At 70.7% G+C, this 24,979-nt stretch carries 19 protein-coding genes; 9 read left to right on the forward strand and 10 right to left on the reverse strand.

Translation table 11 applies throughout. The features are described from left to right. Positions 1-29: 29 nt before the first annotated feature. From OG978_RS20765 to OG978_RS20775, 3 genes are all read right to left on the reverse strand, one after another. Positions 30-851, reverse strand: a complete 822-nt coding sequence (locus OG978_RS20765) for a hypothetical protein (protein ID WP_326766665.1) — start codon at positions 849-851, stop codon at positions 30-32. A 182-nt stretch (positions 852-1,033) separates the two neighbouring features. Continuing rightward, a complete protein-coding gene (locus tag OG978_RS20770) occupies positions 1,034-2,092 on the reverse strand; it encodes a metallophosphoesterase (protein WP_326766666.1) in 1,059 nt (352 codons plus the stop codon). Between the two features lie 173 nt (positions 2,093-2,265). Next, on the reverse strand, positions 2,266-3,378 hold the full coding sequence (locus OG978_RS20775; RefSeq protein ID WP_326766667.1) for a LacI family DNA-binding transcriptional regulator: 1,113 nt from the start codon (positions 3,376-3,378) through the stop codon (positions 2,266-2,268). Between the two features lie 370 nt (positions 3,379-3,748). On the opposite strand from OG978_RS20775, the gene hisC reads away from it, so the two are divergent. From hisC to OG978_RS20800, 5 genes are all read left to right on the forward strand, one after another. Then, positions 3,749-4,828: a histidinol-phosphate transaminase gene (gene hisC / locus OG978_RS20780; RefSeq protein WP_326766668.1), complete on the forward strand. Its 1,080-nt coding sequence runs from the start codon at positions 3,749-3,751 to the stop codon at positions 4,826-4,828. A 291-nt stretch (positions 4,829-5,119) separates the two neighbouring features. Further along, complete coding sequence (locus tag OG978_RS20785) at positions 5,120-6,628, forward strand: cytochrome ubiquinol oxidase subunit I (protein WP_326766669.1); 1,509 nt, start codon at positions 5,120-5,122, stop codon at positions 6,626-6,628. An 18-nt stretch (positions 6,629-6,646) separates the two neighbouring features. After that, entirely contained in the window at positions 6,647-7,648 is a 1,002-nt protein-coding gene (gene cydB / locus OG978_RS20790; protein ID WP_326766670.1) for a cytochrome d ubiquinol oxidase subunit II, read from the forward strand. Positions 7,649-7,755: 107 nt separating this feature from the next. Continuing rightward, on the forward strand, positions 7,756-11,298 hold the full coding sequence (gene cydD, locus OG978_RS20795) for a thiol reductant ABC exporter subunit CydD (protein ID WP_326766671.1): 3,543 nt from the start codon (positions 7,756-7,758) through the stop codon (positions 11,296-11,298). 57 nt (positions 11,299-11,355) lie between these two features. Further along, on the forward strand, positions 11,356-13,062 hold the full coding sequence (locus tag OG978_RS20800) for a sensor histidine kinase (RefSeq protein ID WP_326766672.1): 1,707 nt from the start codon (positions 11,356-11,358) through the stop codon (positions 13,060-13,062). Between the two features lie 112 nt (positions 13,063-13,174). On the opposite strand, the gene OG978_RS20805 is transcribed toward OG978_RS20800, so the two are convergent. Together OG978_RS20805 and OG978_RS20810 are read right to left on the reverse strand one after the other, a co-directional pair. Next, complete coding sequence (locus OG978_RS20805) at positions 13,175-14,041, reverse strand: Cof-type HAD-IIB family hydrolase (RefSeq protein WP_326766673.1); 867 nt, start codon at positions 14,039-14,041, stop codon at positions 13,175-13,177. A 120-nt stretch (positions 14,042-14,161) separates the two neighbouring features. Further along, complete coding sequence (locus OG978_RS20810; protein ID WP_326766674.1) at positions 14,162-15,067, reverse strand: LLM class flavin-dependent oxidoreductase; 906 nt, start codon at positions 15,065-15,067, stop codon at positions 14,162-14,164. Between the two features lie 152 nt (positions 15,068-15,219). Between OG978_RS20810 and OG978_RS20815 the strand changes: the two genes are divergently transcribed. From OG978_RS20815 to OG978_RS20825, 3 genes are all read left to right on the forward strand, one after another. Continuing rightward, positions 15,220-15,474, forward strand: a complete 255-nt coding sequence (locus OG978_RS20815; protein WP_326766675.1) for a hypothetical protein — start codon at positions 15,220-15,222, stop codon at positions 15,472-15,474. Positions 15,475-15,591: 117 nt separating this feature from the next. Beyond that, positions 15,592-15,756 (forward strand): hypothetical protein, encoded by a 165-nt coding sequence (locus OG978_RS20820; RefSeq protein ID WP_326766676.1) that lies wholly within the window; start codon positions 15,592-15,594, stop codon positions 15,754-15,756. A gap of 197 nt (positions 15,757-15,953) precedes the next feature. Next, entirely contained in the window at positions 15,954-16,541 is a 588-nt protein-coding gene (locus OG978_RS20825) for a hypothetical protein (protein ID WP_326766677.1), read from the forward strand. 159 nt (positions 16,542-16,700) lie between these two features. Here OG978_RS20825 and OG978_RS20830 read toward each other — a convergent pair whose 3' ends face one another. The 3 genes from OG978_RS20830 to OG978_RS20840 form a co-directional block, all read right to left on the reverse strand. Further along, entirely contained in the window at positions 16,701-17,936 is a 1,236-nt protein-coding gene (locus tag OG978_RS20830; RefSeq protein ID WP_326766678.1) for an SWIM zinc finger family protein, read from the reverse strand. Then, positions 17,933-20,716 (reverse strand): SNF2-related protein, encoded by a 2,784-nt coding sequence (locus OG978_RS20835; protein WP_442817842.1) that lies wholly within the window; start codon positions 20,714-20,716, stop codon positions 17,933-17,935. Before OG978_RS20835 ends, OG978_RS20830 begins: the two co-directional genes overlap by 4 nt. A 184-nt stretch (positions 20,717-20,900) precedes the next feature. Next, entirely contained in the window at positions 20,901-23,135 is a 2,235-nt protein-coding gene (locus OG978_RS20840) for a plasmid pRiA4b ORF-3 family protein (protein ID WP_326766680.1), read from the reverse strand. 341 nt (positions 23,136-23,476) lie between these two features. On the opposite strand from OG978_RS20840, the gene OG978_RS20845 reads away from it, so the two are divergent. Next, on the forward strand, positions 23,477-23,878 hold the full coding sequence (locus OG978_RS20845; RefSeq protein ID WP_326766681.1) for a DNA-binding protein: 402 nt from the start codon (positions 23,477-23,479) through the stop codon (positions 23,876-23,878). Between the two features lie 41 nt (positions 23,879-23,919). Here OG978_RS20845 and OG978_RS20850 read toward each other — a convergent pair whose 3' ends face one another. Both OG978_RS20850 and OG978_RS20855 read right to left on the reverse strand, forming a co-directional pair. Further along, a complete protein-coding gene (locus tag OG978_RS20850) occupies positions 23,920-24,177 on the reverse strand; it encodes an LLM class flavin-dependent oxidoreductase (protein ID WP_326766682.1) in 258 nt (85 codons plus the stop codon). A gap of 122 nt (positions 24,178-24,299) precedes the next feature. Then, positions 24,300-24,842, reverse strand: coding sequence for an RNA 2'-phosphotransferase (locus OG978_RS20855; RefSeq protein WP_326766683.1), 543 nt, complete (start codon positions 24,840-24,842; stop codon positions 24,300-24,302). Between the last annotated feature and the right edge of the window lie 137 nt (positions 24,843-24,979).

A 24,979-nucleotide genomic window follows, 5' to 3' on the forward strand; every position in this document is an offset into this window, starting at 1 on the left:
GACCGTTCCTGCCGTTCGGCCGGGGCCGGTCAGTCCAGTTCGTGCTCGGGGCCGCCGAAGTCGGGGCTGGTGAAGTCCGGCGAGGTGAACGTCGGGCGGGGGCCCGCCGGGCCGTCGTCCGGGCTGGAGAAGTCCGGCCTGCTGTAGCCGATCTTCGGGATGCGGTTCGCCGAGCGGAGCGGTGTGCGTGACGCGCGACCGGCCTCGGGATCGGCGAGCGCGTCCCGCAGGAACGGCAGGATGCCGCGTTCCAGCAGGGCGTGGCGCCACGCCTCCCTGGCCCGGGCCACGTCCTCCGGCAACTCGTCCTCTTCGTCCTCGACGGGCTGCGACGTCGATCCGTTGCGCAGTGCGGTGATGAGCAGCCCGACCGCGGCGGCCAGGATGGCGGCGGCCGTGACCGCCGCGAAGAACCAGCCCGCGGAGACCATGGTGGAGGCGAAGGACGGTGGCGGGTCGAGCAGCCTCAGCAGATAGCCGGCCAACAGGAATATGAACGCGGCGGTACCGGCGAGCACGGGCGCCAGGACCGTGACGACGGCTCCCAGGCCGGCGCCCGATTGGTGCGGACGGCCCGTGCCGGAACCGGGGCCCGCATCCTCGTCCGTTCCGTCGGCAGGGCCGCGCAGTTCCTCGCGGGCCTGCACATAGTGCTTGTACTCGGTGGCGGCCGTCGCGGTGATCAGCTCCGTGGCGTCCAGCGCCATGGTGCGCAGCTGCACGGCATTGAGCCGCTCGCCGACCGCGGCCAGATCCGGTCGTTCATGGGCATGACGCAGTGCGTCGTCGAGGATCCGCTCGTACTCGGGTCGGTCCTCGGCCAGCAGGTGCGGAGCGCTGTTCATGTGCATCCCCCGATGCTCCGTCGGGCCTGAGTGCCCGTTGGAGACGGGCAGTTGGGCGGAAACGGAGGAGAGCCTGCTACTGATACGCCGATGGTAGAGCGCCCACGGCACGGGGTGACAGGGGGTTTCCGTAAATAGGCCCGGTGTTCGGCGTGGTCAGTTCCTGGGAGCGTCTTCCCAGAAGAACGTCAGTCATGCAGAGGCAGTTGGACGACCAGTAGCTTTCCGGCCATGGTCACTCCGCCGTCCATGGCGATGGCGAGCCCGTCCGCGTACACGTGCGGACCTTCGACCACGGGGCCGGAGCCGTCCTCGCCGTCCTCCGAACCGACCTCTCCGAGGAGGTACGGAATGGGGCTGTGACCATGGACGATGCGCTGTCCGCCGTAGGCCGACATCAGCTCCCGGACCGCCTGCGGGCCCGACTCGTCGCGGAAGGCGAACCGCTTGGTGAGCTTCCGGAAGAGGTCCCAGCACTCATCGGCGTCGTTACGCGTGAGGATGGCGTGCACGGTGTCGTTGACGTCCTCGATGGTGGTGCCGTATTCGAGGTAGGCCGTCGTGTCGGAGTGCATCAGCAGATGCCCGTCCTCCTCGACGATCGCGTCGAGCCGGGACATCCACTGGAGGTGGACGTCCTGAAGCCGCTCCATGTCGTTCTTCTGACCGCCGTTGAGCAGCCAGGCCGCTTGGAAGGTGGCGGTGCCCGCGCCGGAGTTGACCGGGGTGTCGTTGAACCGCTTGGCGCCGAGGAGCAGCAGTTCGTGATTGCCCATCAGGGCCTTGCAGTAGCCGCCGGCGGCCGCGGCCTCGGCGGACAGGCGCATGACGAGGTCGATGACCCCGATGCCGTCGGGGCCCCGGTCGGTGAAGTCGCCGAGGAACCAGAGCCGGGCATTGCCCGCCGACCATTTGCCGTCGGCGTCGATGAGGCCCTGCTCGGCGAGGGCGGCGTGGAGCTCGTCCAGATAGCCGTGGACGTCGCCGACGACGTACAGCGGTCCGAGGGCCTGATCCGGGGCGGGCCGCGGGTCGGGGACGGCCGCCACCTGCAGGGTGTCACCGCGGTTGATCACGGGAAGATCGCGCGCGGTGGGGGTGTACCCCTCCGGCGGCTCGCCACCGGGGACGGCGTTGCCCGGGTGCGGTGATGATGGCGGCACCGGGTTCTGGGCATAGGGCGGTACGCGGAAGTCGCGCAACGTCGCAGTCCGCACCACGGGTTCCTGACCGGCCCCCTGTGTCATCGACCCCTCCACCACCGTCGCGCCGCCGTACACCTGACGGGCCCTGCTGGTCGGGGCGGTCCGCGGTGTCGTGCGCCCATCATAGGAATGCGGATCGTGCTGTGTGACGCACCAGGGGTGGTGAATCCGGACGCACGTCGGGTTCACCGGCCGATTGGTCCGAAATTGCCTGATCAGTCCCCTGCCGGAGAGCGGGGTGCGCTGACCGTGGTGCGGGGTGGACGGCGTTGCGAGGAGGCCCGCACGATGAGTTCGGTCGGTATCACCTGCTCCACCGGTCCGTCCTGATCCACGCCCTCGATGGCGTCGATGAGGAGCTGGATGACCGCCGTGCCGATCCTGCGCGGCTTGAGCGAGAGGGTGGTGATGGGGGGCTCGGTCGTCGCGTACACGGTGGACTCGCTGCAGCAGACCAGTAGCAGGTCCTCGGGGACGCGCAGTCCGTACCGGCGGGCCGCCGCCAGCAGATCGGTGCCATTGGGGTCGAAGAGTCCGTAGACCGCGTCGGGCCGGTCGGGGCGGGCGAGCAGGCGATCGGCGGCGACCGCACCCGCGCACGGGTCGTGGGCGGGGTACGACTCGTACACCGGATCCTGCCCCACGCGCTCGCACCAGTGGAGGTACGCGGTGGTGGAGAGGCGGGTGTACGTGTCGGTGGTGGTGCCGGTGAGCAGGCCGATGCGGCGGGCTCCGGCGGCGGCGAGATGGTCGAGCAGATCGAGCACGGCGGCCCGGTGGTCGTTGTCGACCCAGGCGGTGACCGGGAGCGTTCCGGCCGGGCGTCCGTCCGAGACGACGGGCAGCCCCTGGCGTACGAGTTCCGTGACGACCGGGTCCTGGTCGGAGGGGTCGATCACGACGGTGCCGTCGAGGGCGACGTTCGACCAGACGTCGTGGCGTGAAGTGGCGGGCAGGATGACGAGGGCGTAACCGCGGGCGAGCGCGGCGGAGGTGGCGGCTCTGGCCATCTCCGCGAAGTACGCGAATTCGGTGAAGGTGAAAGGTTCGTCCCCGTAGGTCGTCACGGTCAGGCCGATGAGGCCGGACTTGCCGGTACGGAGGGTTCGGGCCGCGGCGGAAGGGCGGTAGCCCAGGCGCTCTGCGACCTCGCGGACATGGCGGCGGGTGGCGTCCGGGAGCCTGCCCTTGCCGTTGAGCGCGTCGGAGACGGTCGTGATGGAGACCCCGGCGGCGGCGGCCACGTCCCGGATTCCCGCTCGTCCCTGCCGGCCGCCGCGCCGGGGTGTGTCCGTCCGGCTCACCTGGTGCTTCCCTGCTGCTGTCATGGCGAGCCGATAGTAGGGCTCGGAAGGACGGTTGGCCTGGTCGCATATTCACTCGTTGACAGGCACGTTTTTGCATGATCATTCAAGGGCAAATACCTTGCAAACCAAGGGCGTTGAAGGGGTTGGCCGTAGTGTGTCATGCGTCGAACCCGATGGGCCTACTAAATGGTCGATGTCTCGAAGCGGTCTCATCTCACCTCTTCGAGGGACGCGCGCCACGGAGTGAGCCACCGGCGCGCGTCAGGGCCAAGGGCGCTCCCCCCATTCCCGGTCGCACCGGACGATTGGGTGCTCCGGCCATTCGCAGCGGCGCCCAATCCTCATAAGGTGAGCAGTATTGATGTGTACAGACGGTCGAGGAGGACCTGCGGTGAGCGAGACGAGCCCCAAGCTGCGCGCCGAGCTGGACGGCGTCCCCGCCTATGTACCGGGAAAGCCGGCCGCGGCCGGCGGACCGGTCGCGTTCAAGCTGTCCTCCAACGAGAACCCGTATCCGCCGCTGCCCGGGGTGATGGAGTCCGCCCTGGCGGCGGCCGTGAACTTCAACCGCTACCCGGACATGGCCTGCACCGGCCTGATGAACGAGCTGGCCGACCGTTTCGGTGTGCCCCTCTCGCACCTCGCCACGGGAACCGGCTCGGTCGGTGTGGCGCAGCAGCTGCTCCAGGCCACGTCGGGCCCGGGCGACGAGGTCATCTACGCCTGGCGCTCCTTCGAGGCGTACCCGATCATCACGCAGGTCAGCGGTGCGACCTCGGTGAAGGTTCCGCTGACCGAGGGTGACGTGCACGACCTCGACGCGATGGCGGACGCGATCACGGACCGCACCCGGATGATCTTCGTCTGCAACCCGAACAACCCGACCGGCACCGTGGTGCGCCGGGCCGCGCTGGAGCGGTTCCTGGACCGGGTGCCGGGCGATGTCCTCGTGGTGCTCGACGAGGCGTACCGGGAGTTCATCCGTGACGTCGAGGTGCCGGACGGTATCGAGATCTACCGGGACCGGCCCAATGTGGCAGTGCTGCGGACCTTCTCCAAGGCGTACGGCCTGGCGGGTCTGCGGGTCGGTTTCGCCGTGGCCCACGAGCCGGTGGCGGCCGCGCTGCGCAAGACCGCGGTGCCCTTCGGGGTCAGCCAGCTCGCGCAGGACGCGGCGGTCGCCTCGCTGCGGGCCGAGGACGAACTCCTGGGGCGGGTGGGCTCGCTGGTGTGCGAGCGCCAGCGGGTGCAGCGGGCACTGGCCGGCCAGGGGTGGACCGTGCCGGATTCCCAGGCGAATTTCGTCTGGATGCGGCTCGGGGACCGTACCGCCGACTTCGCCGCGGCATGCGAGCGGGCCGGAGTGGTGGTCAGGCCGTTCGCGGGCGAGGGCGTGCGGGTCTCGATCGGGGAGGACGAGGCGAACGACCTCTTCCTGAAGGTGGCGGAGTCGTACCGCAAGGAGCTGTAGGGCGGTCGCGCAGGCTGCCTGCGCGGCTCAGGGCCCGGGCCCCGTACCTCGTTCGACGAGGTGCGGGGCCCTTCTCGCTGTCGGGGTCCGCGGCGCCCCCGGGCGTCTGGTTCGGGTGGATTGATCGGAACGCCCCAAGAGGGGTACCCCGCCCGAACGTCCCGAAAGTCCGTGCGCCATAATGCTTGTGAATGTGAACGCGTTCACAAGCGTGTCTATTTCCTCCCATGATTAGTCGGATTTAAAGGGCAAACTGCCGGTGTGACTACGGCGACGTAAGGAGAAGACGACGTGGAGCTAGCTCTGGCGCCGGAAACTTTGGCGCGATGGCAGTTCGGTATCACCACCGTCTATCACTTCCTGTTCGTCCCCCTGACGATCTCTCTCGCCGCGCTCACCGCCGGCCTGCAGACCGCCTGGGTCCGGACGAACAACGAGAAGTACCTCAGGGCGACGAAGTTCTGGGGCAAACTCTTCCTGATCAACATCGCCATGGGCGTCGTCACCGGCATCGTCCAGGAGTTCCAGTTCGGTATGAACTGGTCCGACTACTCGCGGTTCGTCGGCGACATCTTTGGTGCTCCGCTCGCGTTCGAGGCGCTGATCGCGTTCTTCTTCGAGTCCACCTTCATCGGTCTGTGGATCTTCGGCTGGGACAAGCTGCCGAAGAAGATCCATCTCGCCTGCATCTGGATGGTCTCCATCGGGACGATCCTGTCCGCGTACTTCATCCTGGCGGCCAACTCCTGGATGCAGCACCCGGTCGGCTACCGGATCAACAAGGAACGCGGCCGGGCCGAGCTCACCGACTTCTGGCACGTGCTCACCCAGAACACCGCGCTCGCCCAGTTCTTCCACACCATCACCGCGGCCTTCCTGGTCGGCGGCGCGTTCATGGTCGGCATCGCCGCCTTCCACCTGGCGCGCAAGAAGCACATCCCGGTGATGCGGACCTCGTTGCGGCTCGGCCTGGTCACCGTGGTCATCTCCGGACTGCTCACCGCCGTCAGCGGTGACCAGCTCGGCAAGGTCATGTTCAAGCAGCAGCCGATGAAGATGGCCGCCGCCGAGGCGCTCTGGGAGGGGCAGAACTCGGCGCCCTTCTCGATCTTCGCGGTCGGCGACGTGGCCAAGGGCCACAACACCGTGGAGATCTCCATCCCGGGGATACTGTCCTTCCTCGCGGACGACAACTTCACTTCGTACGTCCCCGGCATCAACGACATCAACAAGGCCGAGCAGGAGAAGTTCGGCCCCGGCGACTACCGCCCCAACATCCCGGTCGCGTTCTGGAGCTTCCGCTGGATGATCGGCTTCGGGATGGCGTCCTTCGGCCTCGGCATCCTCGGACTGTGGCTGACCCGGAAGAAGTTCATGCTGCCACCGGGACTGCGGACCGGTGAGGACGAAGTGCCCCACCTGGTCCTCTTCAAGAACAAGGCCCTCAGCCCGAAGCTCGCCAAGTGCTACTGGATCGTCGCGCTCTGGACGCTGCTCTTCCCGCTGATCGCCAACTCCTGGGGCTGGATCTTCACCGAGATGGGCCGCCAGCCCTGGGTCGTCTACGGCGTGCTCCAGACCCGCGACGCGGTCTCCCCCGGCGTCTCGCAGGGCGAGGTGCTCACCTCGATGATCGGCTTCACCCTGCTCTACGCCGTGCTCGCGGTCGTCGAGGTGAAACTGCTTGTGAAGTACATCAAGGCAGGTCCGCCGGAACTCACGGAGGCCGACCTCAACCCGCCCACCAAGATCGGCGGCGATCACGAAGACGCCGACCGGCCGATGGCCTTCTCCTACTGAGAGCAGAGGAGCTGAGAGATGGAACTCCACGACGTCTGGTTCGTACTCATCGCCGTCCTCTGGACCGGCTACTTCTTCCTGGAGGGATTCGACTTCGGGATCGGCGTCCTCACCAAGCTGCTGGCCCGCAACCGCAAGGAACGACGGGTCCTGATCAATACGATCGGGCCCGTCTGGGACGGCAACGAGGTGTGGCTGCTCTCCGCGGGCGGTGCGACCTTCGCCGCCTTCCCCGAGTGGTACGCCACCCTGTTCTCCGGCTTCTATCTGCCGCTGCTGCTCATCCTCGTCTGCCTGATCGTGCGCGGGGTCGCCTTCGAGTACCGGGCGAAGCGGTCCGGCGAGAAGTGGCAGACCAATTGGGAACACGCGATCTTCTGGACCTCGCTGCTCCCGGCCCTGCTCTGGGGCGTGGCCTTCGGGAACATCGTGCGCGGCGTGAAGATCGACGCCGACATGGAGTACGTGGGCAACTTCTGGGACCTGCTCAACCCGTACGCCATTCTCGGCGGACTGGTCACGCTCTCCCTCTTCACCTTCCACGGCGCCGTGTTCGCGGGGCTCAAGACGGCGGGGGACATCCGGGAGCGAGCGGGCAGGCTGGCGCTGAAGCTGGGGATCGTCACCGCGGTGCTCGCGCTGGGCTTCCTGATCTGGACCCAGCTCGACAACGGGGACGGCTGGAGCCTGCTGGCGATGATCATCGCCGTGGTGGCGCTGGTCGGTGCGGTCGCCATGATCGCCGCGGGACGCGAGGGCTGGTCGTTCGCGTTCTCCGGCGTGACCGTCGCTGCCGTGGTCGCCATGCTCTTCCTGACGCTCTTCCCGAACGTCATGCCGTCCTCGCTGGACGACGCCTGGAGCCTCACGGTCACCAACGCCTCGTCCACCCCGTACACGCTGAAAATCATGACCTGGTGTGCGGGGATCGCCACCCCCATCGTCCTGCTGTACCAGGGCTGGACGTACTGGGTGTTCCGCAAGCGCATCGGTACGCAGCACATCGCCGAAGCGCACTGAACGCAGCCGGGGCCTGGCCGGCGGATCATGGCCGGGGGCGCGACGCCCACCCTGATCCGCCGGGCAGACCCTGGTCCATCGACCGAGCTCGCTAGGGGCTGTTTCACGTGAAACCGATCGACCCGCGTCTGCTCCGCTATGCCCGTGCCACCCGCCTCTTCCTGGCAGCCGTGGTGGCGCTCGGAGTTGTCGGGGCGGCGCTGGTCATCGCCCAGGCCATGCTCATCGCCGAAGTGGTGGTGGGCGGGTTCGAGGACGGACTCACGGTCTCCGGGCTGCGGACCCCGCTGATCCTGCTCGCCGCGGTCGCTCTCGGCCGGGGCCTGGTCTCCTGGCTGACCGAACTGGCCGCGTACCGGGCCAGCGCGGCGGTCAAGTCCGAACTCCGCGGCCGACTGCTCGCGCGGGCCGCGGCGCTCGGCCCCGGCTGGCTGAACGGACAGCGCACCGGCTCCCTGGTGGCGCTCGCGACCCGTGGGGTCGACGCGCTCGACGACTACTTCGCGCGCTATCTGCCGCAGCTCGGACTCGCAGTGGTCGTGCCGGTGGCGGTCCTTGCCCGGATCGTCACCGAGGACTGGGTCTCGGCAGCGATCATCGTGGTCACGCTGCCGCTCATTCCGCTCTTCATGATCCTGATCGGCTGGGCCACCCAGTCACAGATGGACCGCCAGTGGCGGCTGCTGTCCCGGCTCTCCGGACACTTCCTCGACGTGGTCGCCGGACTGCCAACCCTGAAGGTCTTCGGCCGCGCCAAGGCGCAGGCCGAGTCCATCCGCACGATCACCTCGCAGTACCGCCGGGCCACGCTGCGGACCCTGCGGATCGCGTTCCTGTCGTCCTTCGCCCTGGAGCTGTTGGCGACGCTGTCGGTGGCCCTCGTGGCCGTCACTATCGGCATGCGGCTGGTGCACGGCGAACTCGACCTCTACACCGGCCTGGTGGTGCTGATCCTGGCGCCCGAGGCCTATCTGCCGATCCGCCAGGTCGGAGCGCAGTACCACGCGGCCGCCGAGGGGCTCTCGGCCGCGGAGGAGATCTTCGCGGTCCTGGAGACCGAGCTCCGGCAGGGCGGCACGGCGGACGTACCCGGTTCGCTGCGGCTGGAGCTGGAAGGGGTGACCGTACGGCACGAGGGCCGTACCGAACCCTCGCTCGACGAGGCCTCGCTGGTGGTGGACGAGGGGGAGACCGTGGCCCTGGTCGGCCCCAGCGGCGTCGGGAAGTCCACCCTGCTCGATGTGGTCCTCGGCTTCACGGCACCCGACGGGGGGCGGGTACGGATCGGCGGCGTCGATCTGGCGACGCTCGCGCCCGAGCAATGGCGGGAACGGATCGCCTGGGTGCCGCAGCGCCCGTATCTCTTCGCGGGCACCATCGCGGAGAACGTACGACTGGCCCGGCCGGACGCCGACGACAGCGCGGTGACGGCCGCACTGCGGGACGCCGGGGCGCACGACTTCGTGGCGGAACTGCCGGACGGGGTGCGGACGCTCATCGGCGAGGACGGCGCGGGCCTCTCCGCCGGACAGCGGCAGCGGCTCGCGCTCGCGCGGGCCTTCCTCGCCGACCGCCCGCTGCTGCTGCTCGACGAGCCGACCGCGAGCCTGGACGGCGAGACGGAAGCGGGGATCGTCGAGGCGGTACGGCGGCTGGCGGTGGGCCGGACCGTGCTGCTGGTCGTGCACCGCCCGGCGCTGCTCGCGGTCGCCGACCGGGTGGTGACCCTGGCCCCGGGTGCGACCGCGCGGCCGGTGAGGACCGGGACGGCCGCGGTCGTGCCGCGGCCGACGAGCGCGCCCTCCGCCCACGACGCAGTGGCGCCGGAGCACGAGGTGCTGCGGGACACCGCGGCCCGCTCCGGGCGGGTCCTGGCCCGGGTCAGGGAGGCCGCAGGGGCACAGCGCGGCCGGCTGGCACTCGCGCTGCTGCTGGGAAGCCTCGCCCTGGGCTCGGCCGTCGGGCTCATGGCCGTCTCCGGCTGGCTGATCTCCCGCGCCTCCGAACAGCCGCCGGTGCTCTATCTGATGGTCGCCGTGACCGCGACCCGCGCCTTCGGAATCGGCCGGGCCGTCTTCCGCTACGCCGAGCGTCTGGTGTCGCACGACGCGGTGCTCAAGATGCTCGCCGAACTGCGCGTCGCCGTCTACCGAGGGCTGGAGCGCGTCGCGCCCGCCGGACTCCGCCGGACCAGGCGCGGGGACCTGCTCTCCCGGCTCGTCGCCGACGTCGACGCCCTGCAGGACTACTGGCTGCGCTGGTTGCTGCCCGCCGGGACCGCCGTGGTCGTCGGAACGGCGGCCGTCGGATTCACCGGCTGGCTGCTGCCGGAGGCAGGCGCCGTGCTGGCCGCCGGACTGCTGCTGGCCGGAGTGGGAGTGCCGCTGGTCAGCAGCGCCTGCTCCCGTCACGCGGAACGCCGGCTCGCCCCGGCACGCGCCGATCTGGCCACCCGGATCACGGACCTGCTCGGCGGGACCGCCGAACTGACCGTCGCGGGTGCCCTGCCCGCCCGCGCGGAGCGGACCCGGGACGCCGACGGCGTGCTGACCCGCATCGCCGCCCGCGCGGCGACCGCCACCGCGCTCGGCACCGGCCTCATCGCCCTGGTCGCCGGCCTCACTGTCGTCGCCACCGCACTCGTCGCCCTTCCCGCCGTGCACGACGGCCGGCTCGCGGGCGTGGAACTCGCGGTGGTGGTACTCACCCCGCTCGCCGCCTTCGAGGCCGTGACCGGCCTGCCGCTCGCCGTGCAGTACCGCCGGAGGGTCGAGAAGAGCGCGGAGCGGGTGTACGAGGTGCTGGACGCCCCGCTGCCCGTACACGAACCCGAGAGCCCGGCCGAGGCGCCCGCATCGCCCTTCCCGCTGGAGGTACGGGGGCTGTCGGCGCGGTACGCCGGGGCGGCACGGGACGCCCTCGACGCCGTCGACCTGACGTTGACGCCCGGCAGGCGGATCGCCGTCGTCGGGTCCTCCGGCTCCGGGAAGACGACCCTCGCGCAGGTCCTGGTCCGCTTCCTGGACGCACGGGCGGGGACGTACCGGATCGGCGGCGTCGAGGCCGGTGCGCTGGAGGGGGCCACGGTCCGGCGGTTCGTCGGGCTGTGCGCCCAGGACGCCCATGTCTTCGACAGCACCATCCGGGAGAATCTGCGGCTGGCCCGAACCGGTGCGACGGACGAGGAACTGCGGGCCGCCCTCGGCCGGGCACGGCTGCTCGACTGGGCCGAGGCGCTGCCCGACGGGCTCGACACCCTCGTCGGCGAACACGGCGCACGCCTCTCCGGCGGCCAGCGCCAGCGCCTCGCCCTGGCCAGGGCGGTCCTCGCCGACTTCCCCGTCCTCGTCCTGGACGAGCCGGCCGAGCATCTCGACCTGGCGACCGCGGACGCCCTGACCGCGGACCTGCTGGCCGTCACCGAGGGGCGCACGACCGTCCTGATCACCCATCGTCTGCAGGGACTCGAAGCCGTCGACGAGGTGCTGGTGCTCGACGAGGGCCGGGTCGTGCAGCGCGGCCCGTACGCCGGTCTCGCCGCAGAGGAAGGCCCCCTGCGCCGGATGCTGGAGCGCGAGCGGGAGACCGTACGGGTGCCCGGGCGGGAGGAAGCGCGGGCGGCCGAGGAAGCCGTCGGTGTACGTGCGTGAGCCGGGCGGCACGACAGCCGACTTTCCTCCCCAATCGGGACTAACTACTCTCGGGGTATGCCGGAGCAGGACCCGAAGGACTCACTCGAAGCGGCTACCCAGGCGACCCGCAGCCTGCAGGGCCTGTCCACCGAAATCACCGCCCGCATCCCACAGCTGCTGGAAGCCATGCGCTCCGTCGGCGCGGGCCTGGAACTGCACTCCACCCTCGACCGGATCTGCGAGACGGCCGCCGAACTCGCCCACGCCCGCTACGCCGCCATCGGCGTCGTCGACGAGGAGGGCGAGGGGCTCTCCGACTTCGTCACGCACGGGGTGCCGGACGAGGTGGCGGACGAGATCGGCCACCGCCCCGATGGGCACCGGGGGCTGCTGGGCGCGCTGATCCGCGATCCGGCACCGGTGAGGCTCGCCGATCTGACGGCCGATCCGAGGTTCGCCGGATTCCCGCCCGGCCACCCCCCGATGCGGACCTTCCTCGGCGTCCCGATCCGCGTACAGGGCGAGATCTTCGGAAACCTCTATCTGGCCGAGAAGAACGACGGCGGCGAGTTCAACGACTACGACCTGCACATGGTGCGCGTGCTCGCCACGGAGGCCGGGATCGCCATCGGTAACGCCCGGCTGTACGAGGCGGCACGTCAGCGTGAGCGGTGGATCGACGGATCGGTGGCTGTGACAACCGCCCTGCTCTCCGGCGGCGACGCGGACGACGCGCTCTCCGTCGTCGCCGAACAGGCCCGCCGGCTCGCCGACTCCGCCGCCGGGATCGTGCTGCTGCCCACCGAGGACGGCGGGCTGGAGATCGTCGCCGTCTCCGCGGACGACCCCTCCTCCTCGCTCGGGGTGATCATCGGGCAGGAGAGCCCGGTGGCGGCGAAACTGCTGGGCGGCGAGGCGGTCTTCGTGGACGATTCGGCCACCGACTCCCGCATGGTCACCAGGCTGGCCCATCGGTACGGCCCGAGCATGCTGCTGCCTCTGCACAGCGGTGGGCGGGTGCTCGGTGCGCTCGCCACCCCTCGCGCCCGGGGCGGCAGGCCGTTCACGGAGGCGGAGCGGACCCTTGCCACCCAGTTCGCCTCGCAGGCCGCGCTCGCGCTGATGATGGCCGAGGCACAGCGGGACCGGGAGCGGCTGGCGGTCTACGAGGACCGGGACCGGATCGCCCGCGATCTGCATGATCTGGTCATCCAGCGGCTGTTCGCCACCGGGATGATGCTGGAGAGCGCCCAGCGCCGGTCGGTCGTGCCCGAGGTGCAGACCGGGGTCGGCCGGGCGGTCGACGAACTGGACGTGACCATCCAGGAGATCCGTACCGCGATCTTCGCCCTGCAGCAGGAACCCGCCGAAGCGCCGTCGGGGCTGCGCACCCGGGTCCTGCGCGAGATCAACATGGCGGCGGTCCCGCTGGGCTTCAAGCCCTCGCACCGCTTCCTCGGCCCGGTCGACTCGCTGGTCGGCGAACTCACCGGCAAGAACCTGATCGCGGCGCTGCGGGAGGCGCTGTCCAACGCCTTCCGGCACGCCGAGGCGTCGTTGATCGACGTGGTCGTCGACGCGACCGCGACACTGCCCGACGGGAGGGACTCGGTGCGGCTGTCGGTCGCCGACGACGGAGTGGGCATCCCGGAGGGCGGCCGTCGCAGCGGGCTGCGGAACCTGGCGCGCCGGGCGGAGTCGCTCGGCGGTGCCAGCTGGTTCGGGCCCGGCATCGGGGAGGACGGGTGCGGCACGACAGTGGTGTGGGAGGCGCCCCTCTGAGGCGGCCGGGCGCCTGTCTCCCTCCGTCGCCTTCTCGGGGCTCAGCGCCCGGCCGTCGCGTTCCTGTTCTCGGGGCTCAGCGCCCGGCCGTCGCGTTCCTGTTCTCGGGGGCTCAGCGTCCGGTGTCGGACGCCCGGCGCTCGGCGATGATCCGCTCGATGACGACCGCGACGCCGTCCTCGCCGTTGGTGCCGGTCCGGCCGGAAGCGGCGGCGAGCGCGGCCGGGTGGGCGTTGCCCATCGCGTACGACGTGCCCGCCCAGCTCAGCATCTCCACGTCGTTGGGCATGTCCCCGAAGGCGACGACCTCGGCGGGCGAGATGCCGCGCTCGGCGCAGCAGAGCTCCAGCGTGCTGGCCTTGGAGACCCCCGGACCACTGACCTCCAGCAGGGCCGTGGGGCTGGACCGGGTGAAGGAGGCCCGGTCGCCGGCCGTCGTACGGGCCAGGGCGAGGAAGTCGTCCGGGGACAGTTCGGCGTGGTGGGCGAGGAGCTTCAGTACGGGGGCACCGGCGCCGGGCGTCTCCTCGTGCAGCAGCTTCTCGGCGACGGCGACCGAGGCGCACGGGTCCAGGTGGAACGGCGGGTAGTCCGGCTCGTAGTGGATGCCGGTGGCCAGCTCGACGGCGAAGGTGGTGCCGGGGGCGGCGGCGCGCAGCGAGTGGACGACATCGAGGGCGATGGCACGCTCCAGCGGCCGGACCTTGACCAGCTTGCCGCCGGTGTGGAGATCGGCGACCGCCGCGCCGTTGGCGCAGATCGCCAGGCCGTGGCCGTGCACATGGTCGCTGACGACGTCCATCCAGCGGGCCGGGCGTCCGGTGACGAAGAAGACCTCGATACCGGCCTCCTCGGCAGCGGCCATCGCGGCGACCGTACGGTCGGAGACCGTCTTGTCGTCGCGGAGCAGGGTGCCGTCCAGGTCGGTGGCGATCAGCCGGATAGAGGCAGGCGGAGGCGAGTCGGTAGCTGAGGTCACCCGTCCATTCTCGCGTACGAGGGTGCACGGGCGTGCGGAGGGGCGCACATCTGAGGATGTGCGCCCCTGACCAGGCGAACATGCCCGGTGCACATGCCGCCGGTTCTGGTGGCGGGTGGGTCAGCGGCCGAGCTGGGCCAGGCCCTCGGTGGCGATGCGCTCGAAGACCTTCTCGTCCGCAGCGAAGTCGGAGTCGGGGATCGGCATGTGGATGACGATCTCCGTGAAGCCGAGCGCGAAGTGGGTGCCCGCGAAGTCCACGAAGGCGTCGAAGGACTGCAGCGGTCGGTCCGGGGTGAAACCGGTGAGCAGGATCTTGTCCAGCTCGGCGACATCCCGGCCGATGGATTCGCAGGCCGTGCCCAGCTTGGTGAGCTGCCCGCGGATGGCCTCCACGGACTGCTCCGGGGTGCCTGTCTCGTACAGCTTCGGGTCGCCTGTGGTGACCCAGGCCTGGCCGTGCCGGGCCGCGAGCTTCATTCCGCGCGGGCCGGTGGCGGCCACGGCGAGCGGCAGCCGGGGCCGCTGCACACAGCCGGGGATGTTCCGGGCCTCGTTCGCCGAGTAGAACTTGCCCTCGTACGTCACCGAGGGCTCACGCAGCAGCTGGTCGAGCAGCGGTACGAACTCGTCGAAGTGGTCGGCCCGTTCGCGCGGTGTCCACGGCTCCTCGTCGCTCCGGCGCAGTGTCGTGGCGTCGAAGCCGTTGCCGCCGGCGCCGATGCCGAGGGTGATGCGCCCGTCGGAGACGTCGTCGAGCGTGATGAGGTCCTTGGCCAGCGTGACGGGGTGCCGGAAGTTGAGGGAGGTGACGAGGGTACCCAACCGCATACTCTGCGTTACCGTCGCTGCCGCCGTCAGCGTCGGGACTGCCCCGAACCACGGCCCCTCACGAAACGGCACCCGCCACGACAGATGGTCATAGGTGTAGGCGGCATGGAAGCCTAGCTCCTCGGCCCGCTGCCACATCTTCAGCCCCTCGGCGGCCCAGCGGTAGATCGGCAGAATCACAGTGCTCAGATGCATGTCACCGACAATATCGCCCGACCGTCAGGCCTCCCCCTCCGTCGGCGGTGGAACGGCGCCAGGCCGACGAGGGCGGGGCCACGGCCTTGCGCTGGACGGCGCCCTGATCGAAGACGCGATTCTCTGCACCTCCGAACTCGTCTGACGCCTTCGTGCGCGCGAAGGGCGGTAATGGCGCCGTGCTGTGGCTGGCGGTGAAGGAGAGGTGGCTGCGGGCGTTGGTGCACGACGGGGACGAGAACCCGACAACGATAAGGGAACTGACGGCGGAGACGTGGGGGCATGGCGGCGGCGGTCTGGGCCTGTACCTGGTGGACTCCGTCACCGAGGGACGCTGGGGACACAGCCCGGGCGAAGCGCCGTACGGCGGGCAGACGCACCCTCAAGGGAAGGCCGCGTGCCTGTAGACCTCCCCGTAGATCTGCCTCTGCGCCGCCCGGCGACACCATGACCGACCCGCCGCAGGCCCCGACCGGCAGCGACAACTGGAGACCGCGGCCGTCATCCTGGGTCTCGCCCCGGCGATGCTCGACGGCGGTGCATGCCTCACGGCCGACGACATCCGCCACATCGCCCGCCGCCTGGTCGAGTCCCTGTCGGAGATCCTCGGCCTCGCCGTCGGCCAGGGCGACGTCCTGCCGGGGAAGGGCGGAGGGGAGATCGGCGCAAGCCCCCCTCGGTCACGCTGATCGACGCCCTGTACTCCCCGGACGGCGGACTGCCCCGTGACAAGCGGGCTCTTCTGCAGCAACTGGTGAGCAAATGTCGGTGCGTAAGACCGGACGAGGCGGATCTGCCCCAGCCGGTCCGGGTGGCCGACGGCCCCTGGCAAGAACCGTCCTGGGGCACAGCCCACGCTCTGGCGCGGGCAGCTGAGGGCCGCGCCATGTCCTGCCTCCTGGTGCCGTATTCCAAGGAACCCGACTGGCCGTCCGGATGGCTCACCGTCACGCGGACGACGGAGTCCGGTCAGGACGAGGTGAAGGTGCACGTCATACGGCTCCCCGACGACATACCGGGCTTCTGGCGCGGCCTCCTCACCCACGAGAACGTTCCGGCCGAGCGCTTCTTCGCCTTCACCGAGGACGCCTTCCCCCAGTTGCTCTTCGCCGACTCCCTGCGGCTGCACCACTTCAAGGGCGCCTACGCCGAAGTCCTGCCCTGGCTGGTGAAGCTGCTGGGCGCGGTCGACGAGCACTTCACCCGGACACTGGCCGAATGCGGCGGCGACCAGACGCAGGTGGTCCGCAGGTTTGGTGCGCGGGGTCTGGACATTTCGCCCGAGAGCCCGAACACGAAGAAGAACGCGAAGGCGTGGGAACAGCGCAACGTCGGCTACGGCGACGGCACCTACCGATGCGAGTGGCACGGCAAGCGACTCTGGGACCGCGACAGGGTCCACTTCTCACTACCGATCGCCACGTACGACGACCGGATTCTCATCGGGATCTTCGTGGGGCATCTGCCGACCTGAACCAACGGGACCGAATGGCGTGACCGTCGATACTTTCTCGCACGTGAAGACCAGGTCAGACGCTGATGCATGAACGAGGTTTGACTGATGTGAACTTGTGGGTGGAGGTGCGGGCGCCTTCCTCCTGGACGGCGGTGATGGGGAGGCCGCCGTAGGGGACTACTCCCTGGTCTGCTGCCAGACCGCGGTGAGCGCGGCGACCGGGTCGGGGTCGGCTGGTGCCGCGGGCCACCATTCGCCGTCGTCATCCTGGAGGTAGGGATACCAGCGGGCGTCGGGGCCCAGGCGCAGCTGGATGCCGTGGTCGGTGAGGGTGAGGCGGTTGCGCCAGGCCCTGAGGGGGACGTGGGCGTCGGTCATCTCGGTGAGGGCTGTGGTCAGCGCGGTGCGGGCCGCTGCCATCGCCGACGGGTCCGGGGTGTGGGGCTGTTCGGCGACGGTGAGGCCCATCGCGCCCCCGTGGCGCCAGGCGCGGGTGAGGCGGGCGAACGTGGCCGGTTTGGTGCCGGTGTTCTCGATGAGGCGGTGGAACCACTCGTGTCCGGTGCCACCCGCGGCGATCCGTACCGCGTCCTGGTGCTGGGTCAGGTGCAGGCTGGCGGTGTCGCCCGCGAGGAGCCGCGCGGCGCGTGCGGCGGCGTCGGTCATGAGGCGCTCCAGGTCCGTGGTGGCCAAGCCACTGCCGGGCGGCGGGGGGACGGGCAGCGCGGTGGTGTGGGCGGCCGGTTCGGGGCGTTCTGGCAGCTGGGGGGCGTGTTCGGCCCAGCGGGTGTACGCGGCGGCGGCCGGGATGCCGGCCGGGGCCGGTGGGCTCGCGGTCTCCTGGGTTGTCGTGCGGCGTGCGCGCAGTTGGGCGAGGACCTCCTCGCGGCTGCGGCCGCGCAGTGCGAAGAGGACGAAGGGGTCGGCGTCGATGGTGGCGGCGATGGCGTAGCAGAGGGCGGCGGCGTGTTTGCAGGGGTAGCCCCAGTCGGGGCAGGAGCATTCGGGGTCGAGTTCGGTGGGCTGCGGGAGCAGGGGGACGCCTGCCCGGCGGGCGTCGTCGACGAGTTCGGCGGGCATCTCGCCGTCGAGGAGCGCGGCGAGATGCCCGGCTCGGGCCGCGATGGTGTCGAGCAGGGTGTCCCACTGGGCGCCGGTGAGGACGGGCAGGTGGACGGAGGAACGGTATGGGCGCGGCTGGCTGCCCTGGACCGCAGCCTTGACCTGGCCCGGGGCGACGGTGGTCGCGCCGACCATGCCCTTGCGGGCGTAGGTGCGTCCGCGTGACAGGCGCCCGGCGTCCAGAGTGGAGTCCTCCAGGGCCGTCACCCACGCCTGGCCCCACCAGGTCGCGGCGAAGGAGCGCTTGCCGCGGGCCGGTGCGCGGCGCTGGCCGGGCAGCGAGGCGCTCATGACTGCCTCCCCAGGGCCACGAGTTCGGCGAGATCGGCGTCGGACAGTTCGGTCAGGGCGGCCTCACCGGAGCCGACGACGGCGTCGGCGAGCGCGCGCTTGGATTCGAGCAGCTTCGCCACCTTGTCCTCCACGGTTCCCTCCGCGATGAGTTTGTGCACCTGGACGGGCTTGTCCTGGCCGATGCGGTAGGCGCGGTCGGTGGCCTGATCCTCGACGGCCGGGTTCCACCAGCGGTCGTAGTGCACGACGTGGGTGGCGCGGGTGAGGTTGAGCCCGGTGCCCGCAGCCTTCAACGACAGCAGGAACACCGGTACTTCACCGCGCTGGAAGCCTTCCACCATCTCCTCGCGCCGCGCGACGGGGGTGCCGCCGTGCAGGAAAAGGGTGGGGGTGCCGCGCTCGGCGAGATGCTTCTCCAGGAGGGTCGCCATCTGCTTGTACTGGGTGAAGACCAGCACCGACTCGTCCTCGGCGATGATGGTGTCGACCAGTTCGTCGAGCAGGCCGAGCTTGCCGGAGCGGCCGTGCAACGGTGTGGACTGACGCAGGTACTGGGCCGGGTGGTTGCAGATCTGCTTCAGCGCGGTGAGCAGCTTGAGCACCAGGCCGCGACGGGCGATGCCCTCGGATTCGGCGATCTTCGCCATGGTCTCGCGGACCACCGCCTCGTACAGGCTGGTCTGCTCGGCCGTCAGCGAGACGATGCGGTCGGTCTCCGTCTTGGCCGGCAGTTCGGGTGCGATCCCCGGGTCGGACTTCCTGCGGCGCAGAAGGAAGGGGCGTACGAGACGGGACAGACGTTCGGCGGCCTCGGGGTCCTCGCCGGCCTCGATGGCGCGGGCGTGCCGGTCGCGGAAGGCGGTGAGTGGGCCGAGGAGTCCGGGGGTGGTCCAGTCGAGGAGCGCCCACAGTTCGGAGAGGTTGTTCTCCACGGGGGTACCGGTGAGGGCGACGCGGGCGCGGGCGGGCAGGGCGCGCAGTTCGCGGGCGGTGACGGCGTAGGGGTTCTTGACGTGCTGGGCCTCGTCGGCGGCGAGAAGCGACCAGGCGGTCTCGGCGAGGACTTCGCGGTCGCGGCGCAGCACCCCGTAGGTGACCAGGACGATCTCGTCGTCGGCCAGGTCTTCGAGGTGGCGGTCGCCGCCGTGGTAGCGACGCACAGGCGTGGACGGTGCGAACCTGGCCGCCTCGCGCTGCCAGTTGCCGAGCAGGGAGGCGGGGCAGACGACGAGCGTGGGGCCCGCGGTGGCGGGGTCGGTCTGGCGGTGCAGATGCAGGGCGAGAAGAGTGATGGTCTTGCCCAGGCCCATGTCGTCGGCGAGGCAGCCGCCGAGGCCGAGTTCACACATCTCGGCCAGCCAGGCGAGGCCCCGCTTCTGGTAGTCGCGCAACATGGCCTTGAGCGCAGTGGGCTGCGGGGCGGGAGTACGTGACTCGGGATCGCGGATACGGGCGACGAGGTCGCCGAGCGAGCCGACCGCCTCACAGGGGATCGGCTCGCCGTCTCTTTCCACCTGGCCGGTCAGCGCGGCGCTCAGCGCCTCCATGGGGGTGAGCGGTTCCATCCGGCGGCGCCTGGCGCGGGCCACCAGTTTCGGGTCGGCGACCACCCACTGGTCGCGCAGCCGGACGAGGGGGCGGCGCGCCTCGGTGAGGGCGTCCATCTCGGCCTCGGTGAGCGGCTTGCCGCCGAGCGAGAGCTGCCAGCGGAAGTCGAGGAGGGCGTCGGCGTCGAGGAGGCCGCCCGCGCTGGAGCCTGGGGCGGTGCGCTGCCCGATCTCCGCGGTCGCGGTGAGCGCCTTGACCAGCTCGCGCGGCCAGTGCACGTCGATACCTGCCGCGCGCAGCGCGTCGGTGGCGTCCCCCAGCAGGTCGAAGGCTTCGTCGTCGGTCAGCCGTAGCTGATCGGGAGCGGAGTCCTTCAGCAGGCGTTGGAGCGGTGGCCAGACGCGGGCGCCGCGGCGCAGTGCGAGCAGTGTCTCGGTCTCGGCGCTCGGGCCGAGCAGCCGCTCCGCTTCGGCCGGTTCGCTCCACAGTCGTGCGGCCTCGACGACGAGCGCCGGATCCGCCGCGGTGTGCAGTTGCAGGACGGCCCGGAACTGCCGACGCCGTCCTTCGGGCAGGTCGACGCGCAGCGAGACGCCGACGGCGGCGGTGAACGCGGCGGCGGTCTCCTCGGCCCACTCGCGCAGGGCGGGCACGGCACGCGTCTCGCGCCAGGCGTACGGCAGCGCCCCCATGGCGAGCGCCGCGGCCGGAGTACGGACCAGGTCGTCGGCGACCGCGTCACAGAACTGCCGTACCAGCGCGGCCGGTTCGGTGATGCGCCGCGGGGCCGGGCCGGGCTCGGGCAGGCAGTGGGCGTGGGGCGGGAAGGCGCCGGCGAGGGCGTCAAGCGTCTGACGCTGAGCGGCAGTGAAGGGGCCCGCCCGCCAGCTGTCGTAGCCGACGGGGGTGAGGGCCGGGTGGAGACGGCCGTCGGCGAGCAGCCGCAGCGCGAACCGGGCGGCGGCCTGCCAGGCGGCGGCGGACGGATGCGGCGGCTGTGCCCCGGCCAGGGCAGACACGGCGAGGGCGACGGGCAACGCGTAGCCCTCCACCCTGCGCCGTCTGACTGAACGGCCGTGCGGCAGCACCAGCTCCACCGCCTCGGCGTCGATGCCCGCGGGCGCCATGCCGTCGCCGGCGGCTGCCCCGACGGGCTGCCACAGCAGCAGCCGGCCGAGGCGGGCTGGCTCGCCGGGCAGGAACACCGCCGCCCAGCCGCCGTCGAGCAGACCCCGCGCCCAGGCGGCCGACTCCGGTGCGGCCAGTGGCGGCACACTCCTCGTGCCCGTGCCCGGCTCCCGTACGACTACTCGTGCCACTCTCTTTCGCCCCATCGTTCTGCAAGCGAGCCGCACCGCGCCCCGCTCACCACCACGCGCCGTCACCCACCGGAGGGTTCCGGCCGCCCTTCCGTCACCGGCGGGAGTGCGCCTTGTTCGCCGCGGTACGCATGCGGTTGGCCAGCCGCTTGTCGACGCCGCGCAGGCCCTCACCCAGTTCGGCGAGCACCTGGGCGGTGGCCGGGTGCTCCACTCGCCACAGGTCGTCCACCCGCTGTTCGAGCGCCTCCGGCGCCGTGTTCCAGTTCTCCAGGAAGCCCCGGACCAGCTCCTCGCTCTCTTGGGCACCGGTGAGGAGCGACAGCCCGTCGATGAGCAGCCACAACCCGGCCTCCTCCGCCCGCGCCGGGTTCATGTGCGCTTCTGCCCCAGGGCGTGCGCCCAGGGTCGCGGTGGCCACCTGGCGGCACCCCTCGACGTCGGAGTCCGCTGCCTTCCGCAGCACCCGCAGTGCCCGGGGGTCGTCGAGGTCGGCCAGCACCAGTTGGGCCACGGCCCGCTTCGCCGCGGCCTCGGGGCCCTCTCCCGCGCAGGCGTCGAGCAGCCCCACCGAGGCATCCGCCGCAGAGCGGCGTTCCAGCCACCCTTCGACCTCCCGGCGCATCTCCTCGGGGGAGTAGCCCAGGAGCCCCTGGAGCAGCGCGGAGGCGTCCGCTTCGGCGTACTCACCGAGCAGCGGTGCAGGCACACCGCACTCCATCAGGTAGGCGCGGAGCCCGTAGCGGCCGAGCGGGGTGAGCCGCATGCGGTCCCCGCGCCTGTCGTCCCGCGACCGGTCCGACGCCGCCGACGAGGTTCCCGAACTGCCCAGCTCCTGCCCGCCCATGGCGTTCAGGAGTGCGCGCACAGCCTCCTCGGCCGAATCGTCGCCGTCACCGGGCTCGTACTCCACCGCGCCCAACAGGGCGAGTCCTTCCCCCAGTTCCCGGAAGGACGCCGCGAACAATGCCTGGAAGAGATCGAACTCCAGCCCGTTCTCGCCCGTCTCACGGGCCTTCGCGCGCAGGTCGTCGACATCCACCCAGACGTCGTCCGGGGCGTCGTACAGCAGCCCGGCCAGTCCGTCGGCGATCTGGGCCGTCAGCTCGCCCAGCCCACCGAGTAGCCCGTCAAGCACCCCCGTCTCACCGATCTCCTCCAGCAGATCGCCCATCGTGGCGGCCCAGAACTCCAGAAGGTCCTCACCGGCGAAGTCGGTCGCCGCGCCGCCCCACGCGCGGCCCCCGCTGATCGTGATCATCCCGCCGTCCACGGCGAGCCACCACGGATCGTCGAGAACGGCCACGTCCTTGGCGCTGCGCAGCGATTTCAACGCACGAGCCCGTTCGACGGCATCGGCATACGGCGAGTCGTCGTCGGCCAGCTTCCACAACTGGAGCTCCTCGACGGCCTCACGGGCGAGCGCGGGCCGCAGCACCCGGCCGGTGGTGACCTGCCGTCCCTCGTGGCACCAGGCGGCGAGCCGCAGCGTCGCGTCGAAGAGCGGGACACCCCGCACGGCAGCGACAAGATCCTCCCGCGGAGCCAGGGTCACCGGGCGCAGCACAGGCACATCCTCGGCCGGTCCGTCGACTCCGGCATCGACCGGGTCGCCCACCCGGCACTGCCCGCAGGTGCACGACGCCACGTCCTCGGCGGTCAGCCGACGGACGTCGCCGTGCCCGGCCCGTCCACCGGCCGGCTGCCTCACCGTGCCGGACGCCGTGTCCGGCGTCAGCCGGGCCAGCCGCTCGGTGATCTCGTCCCGGTCGAAGGCCGCCGGATCGTAACCCGCCGCGCGGAGCCCGGCGACGAGTTCGCCGTGCACGTCGTGCTCGGCCCCGTCCGGGCGGTCGAGGAGTTGGAGCACGTCGGCCAGCCCCCACACGCCGCCGATGTCCTCGCCGGGCACATCGGCGCGGCGCCCGCCCACGCAGCGCACCGTTCGCTCCGCGTCTGCCGGGCGTGGCAGCGTCTTCTCCAGTGTGATCCCGTGCTCCCAGTCGTCCCCGAAGTCGTAGGTGTAGCGCAGCCGTGCCCCCTCCTCGGCGAGTACGTCGCCGAGCGCGGTGGCGGCCTCGTCGCCGACCTCGCGGCCGAAACCGAGATCGATGAGGTCGGCCGCGACGCCGTACCTCCGACCGAACTCGTCGGTGAGCAGGTGCAGATGACCACCATGCCAGCCGAAAGCGACCTGGATGGCGTCGTGCAGCGTGCCGAGCGAAGTGTCGGACGGCAGCACGAGGCGCCGCCACAGAGGCGGTCTCGTACCGTGCAACACGATCTTCAGCTGGAGATCGGACGGGGCTGTCTTTCCGTCTCGCCGCATCTGCTGCTCCCACCGGACCGGGGCTACTCGAACGGCCCCATCATCGCGTCGGCGGCGGGCCCCGTACAAACCCGCCTGACGCGGGGACCGTCCTTTGGGCACTCACGACGTCGATGCCGCCCGCGGCGGGTATTCTGCGTCCTCGCGTCCTTTCACAGGCGACGCAAGCGGCTCGGGAGCCATTGCCCTGCCGGTTGGTGGCTGTCGCAGCGCATGAGATGTGCATCGCCCCAGCAGATGGGTGGCTCGACGAATCCGTACGCGTCGCGGCGATTGTCCCGGGACCGCGTCGGCGACCGCGACAGCGGGACGACGGATACGGGCGGGTCGGCGAGCGCGGCGTGAACGAGCACGTCGAGACGGTCGTCCTGGACTCCCAGGGGCTCTCCGCCTGGATCGCACAGGACCGCAAGATCCTTGCGATGTTCCAGGTGTTTCATGCCATGGGCGCCGATTTCGTCATCGGCGCCAACACCATCGTGGAAGTCAGCCACGGGCGGGTGAACATGCCTCGGCTGCGGTGGGCGCTGTCCCGCGTCAAGGTCGAGCCGGTGACCGAGGGTGCGGCGAGGGCATCCGCGGAACTGCTCAAGGCCGCGGGTCTGCACGGCCACAAGTATGCGATTGACGCGACCGTGGCCGAGGTGGCACTGCGCCAGCCGGGCCCCGTGGCCATGCTGACCTCCGATGTCGACGACATGGCCCGGTTGTGCGGCGACCGTGTCCGGCTCATCGGTATCTGAGTGGGTGACAGTGCTCGTCGAACGAAGCGAATCTTCGCAGCTCAGGCTGCGATAGGCGAAAAAGGCTTGACTGAGGTGACGAGGGTGCCCAGGCGCAGCCGGTGGGTGACGGCGGCCGCGGCGGTGAGAGTCGGTACCGCGCCGAACCAGGGGCCGTCGCGGAAGGTCCGCCAGGCCAGGTGGTCGTAGGTGTAGGCGGCGTGGAACCCCAGCTCCTCGGCGCGCCGCCAGAGCTCGCGGCCCTCGCTCCAGCGGTGGATCGGCAGAATCACAGTGCTCAGACGCATGGATACGACCATACGGGGCCGGAAACCGGTGGGAGCCCGCTCAGCGCAGGCGTGCGGATCCTCGGCGGGACCGGGCACGGGATCCGGACACCGGACCGGGCACGGGACCGGTCATCGGGCGGCTGAGCCGCCGGTCAGTCGCGGAACCGCAGGAACGCGGGCGGTACGGCCGCGGTGAGCCAGACGCCGTTGGCACTGACGCAGAAGGTGTGGCCCGCGCGGTGCATCGCGCCCGCGTCCACGGACAGGACGACGGGCCGGCCGCGCCGGGCACCGACCCTGGTCGCCGTCTCGCGGTCGGGCGAGAGATGGACGTGCGTGCGGTCCATGGGCCGCAGGCCCTCGCTCCGGATCGAGTCCAGCGCATGGCCCACCGTGCCGTGGTAGAGGTACGCGGGCGGTTCGGCCGGCGGCAGATCGAGATCCACCGGGACGGTATGGCCCTGGCTCGCGCGAATCCGCTCGTTCTCGACGGCGAAGCGCTGCTTGTCGTTGACGGCGACGACATGGTCGAGCTCGGCCCGGGTGAGGGGGAAGTTGTTGCCGGCCAAGGCGCGCAGCAGCGTGTCGATCGGCACCCAGCCGTTGGCGTCGAGCGTGATGCCGATCCGCTCCGGCTGATGCCGCAGGTGTTTCGAGAGGTACTTGGACACCTTGACGGTGCGTCTTTCATCCATGCCGCCAGGGTGCCCCTGCCGCTTTCCTCGGTGCATCCGGATTTTGCTCACGGTGGCCGGAGCAATTTTCATCCGCAGGTTTGATCCACAGTCAACCTGGGTTATCCACAGGCTAATTGGCGATTCTGTGGACAAGT

The sequence above is a fragment of the Streptomyces sp. NBC_01591 genome (assembly GCF_035918155.1).
Lineage (GTDB): Bacteria > Actinomycetota > Actinomycetes > Streptomycetales > Streptomycetaceae > Streptomyces.

Coding starts and splice junctions, on each gene's coding strand:
- OG978_RS20765 (WP_326766665.1), bottom strand. CDS start 851: ATGCACATGAACAGCGCTCCGCACCTGCTGGCCGAGGACCGACCCGAG.
- OG978_RS20770 (WP_326766666.1), bottom strand. CDS start 2,092: ATGACACAGGGGGCCGGTCAGGAACCCGTGGTGCGGACTGCGACGTTG.
- OG978_RS20775 (WP_326766667.1), bottom strand. CDS start 3,378: ATGACAGCAGCAGGGAAGCACCAGGTGAGCCGGACGGACACACCCCGG.
- cydB (WP_326766670.1), top strand. CDS start 6,647: ATGGAACTCCACGACGTCTGGTTCGTACTCATCGCCGTCCTCTGGACC.
- OG978_RS20800 (WP_326766672.1), top strand. CDS start 11,356: ATGCCGGAGCAGGACCCGAAGGACTCACTCGAAGCGGCTACCCAGGCG.
- OG978_RS20810 (WP_326766674.1), bottom strand. CDS start 15,067: ATGCATCTGAGCACTGTGATTCTGCCGATCTACCGCTGGGCCGCCGAG.
- OG978_RS20820 (WP_326766676.1), top strand. CDS start 15,592: ATGCTCGACGGCGGTGCATGCCTCACGGCCGACGACATCCGCCACATC.
- OG978_RS20825 (WP_326766677.1), top strand. CDS start 15,954: ATGTCCTGCCTCCTGGTGCCGTATTCCAAGGAACCCGACTGGCCGTCC.
- OG978_RS20830 (WP_326766678.1), bottom strand. CDS start 17,936: ATGAGCGCCTCGCTGCCCGGCCAGCGCCGCGCACCGGCCCGCGGCAAG.
- OG978_RS20840 (WP_326766680.1), bottom strand. CDS start 23,135: ATGCGGCGAGACGGAAAGACAGCCCCGTCCGATCTCCAGCTGAAGATC.
- OG978_RS20850 (WP_326766682.1), bottom strand. CDS start 24,177: ATGGTCGTATCCATGCGTCTGAGCACTGTGATTCTGCCGATCCACCGC.
- OG978_RS20855 (WP_326766683.1), bottom strand. CDS start 24,842: ATGGATGAAAGACGCACCGTCAAGGTGTCCAAGTACCTCTCGAAACAC.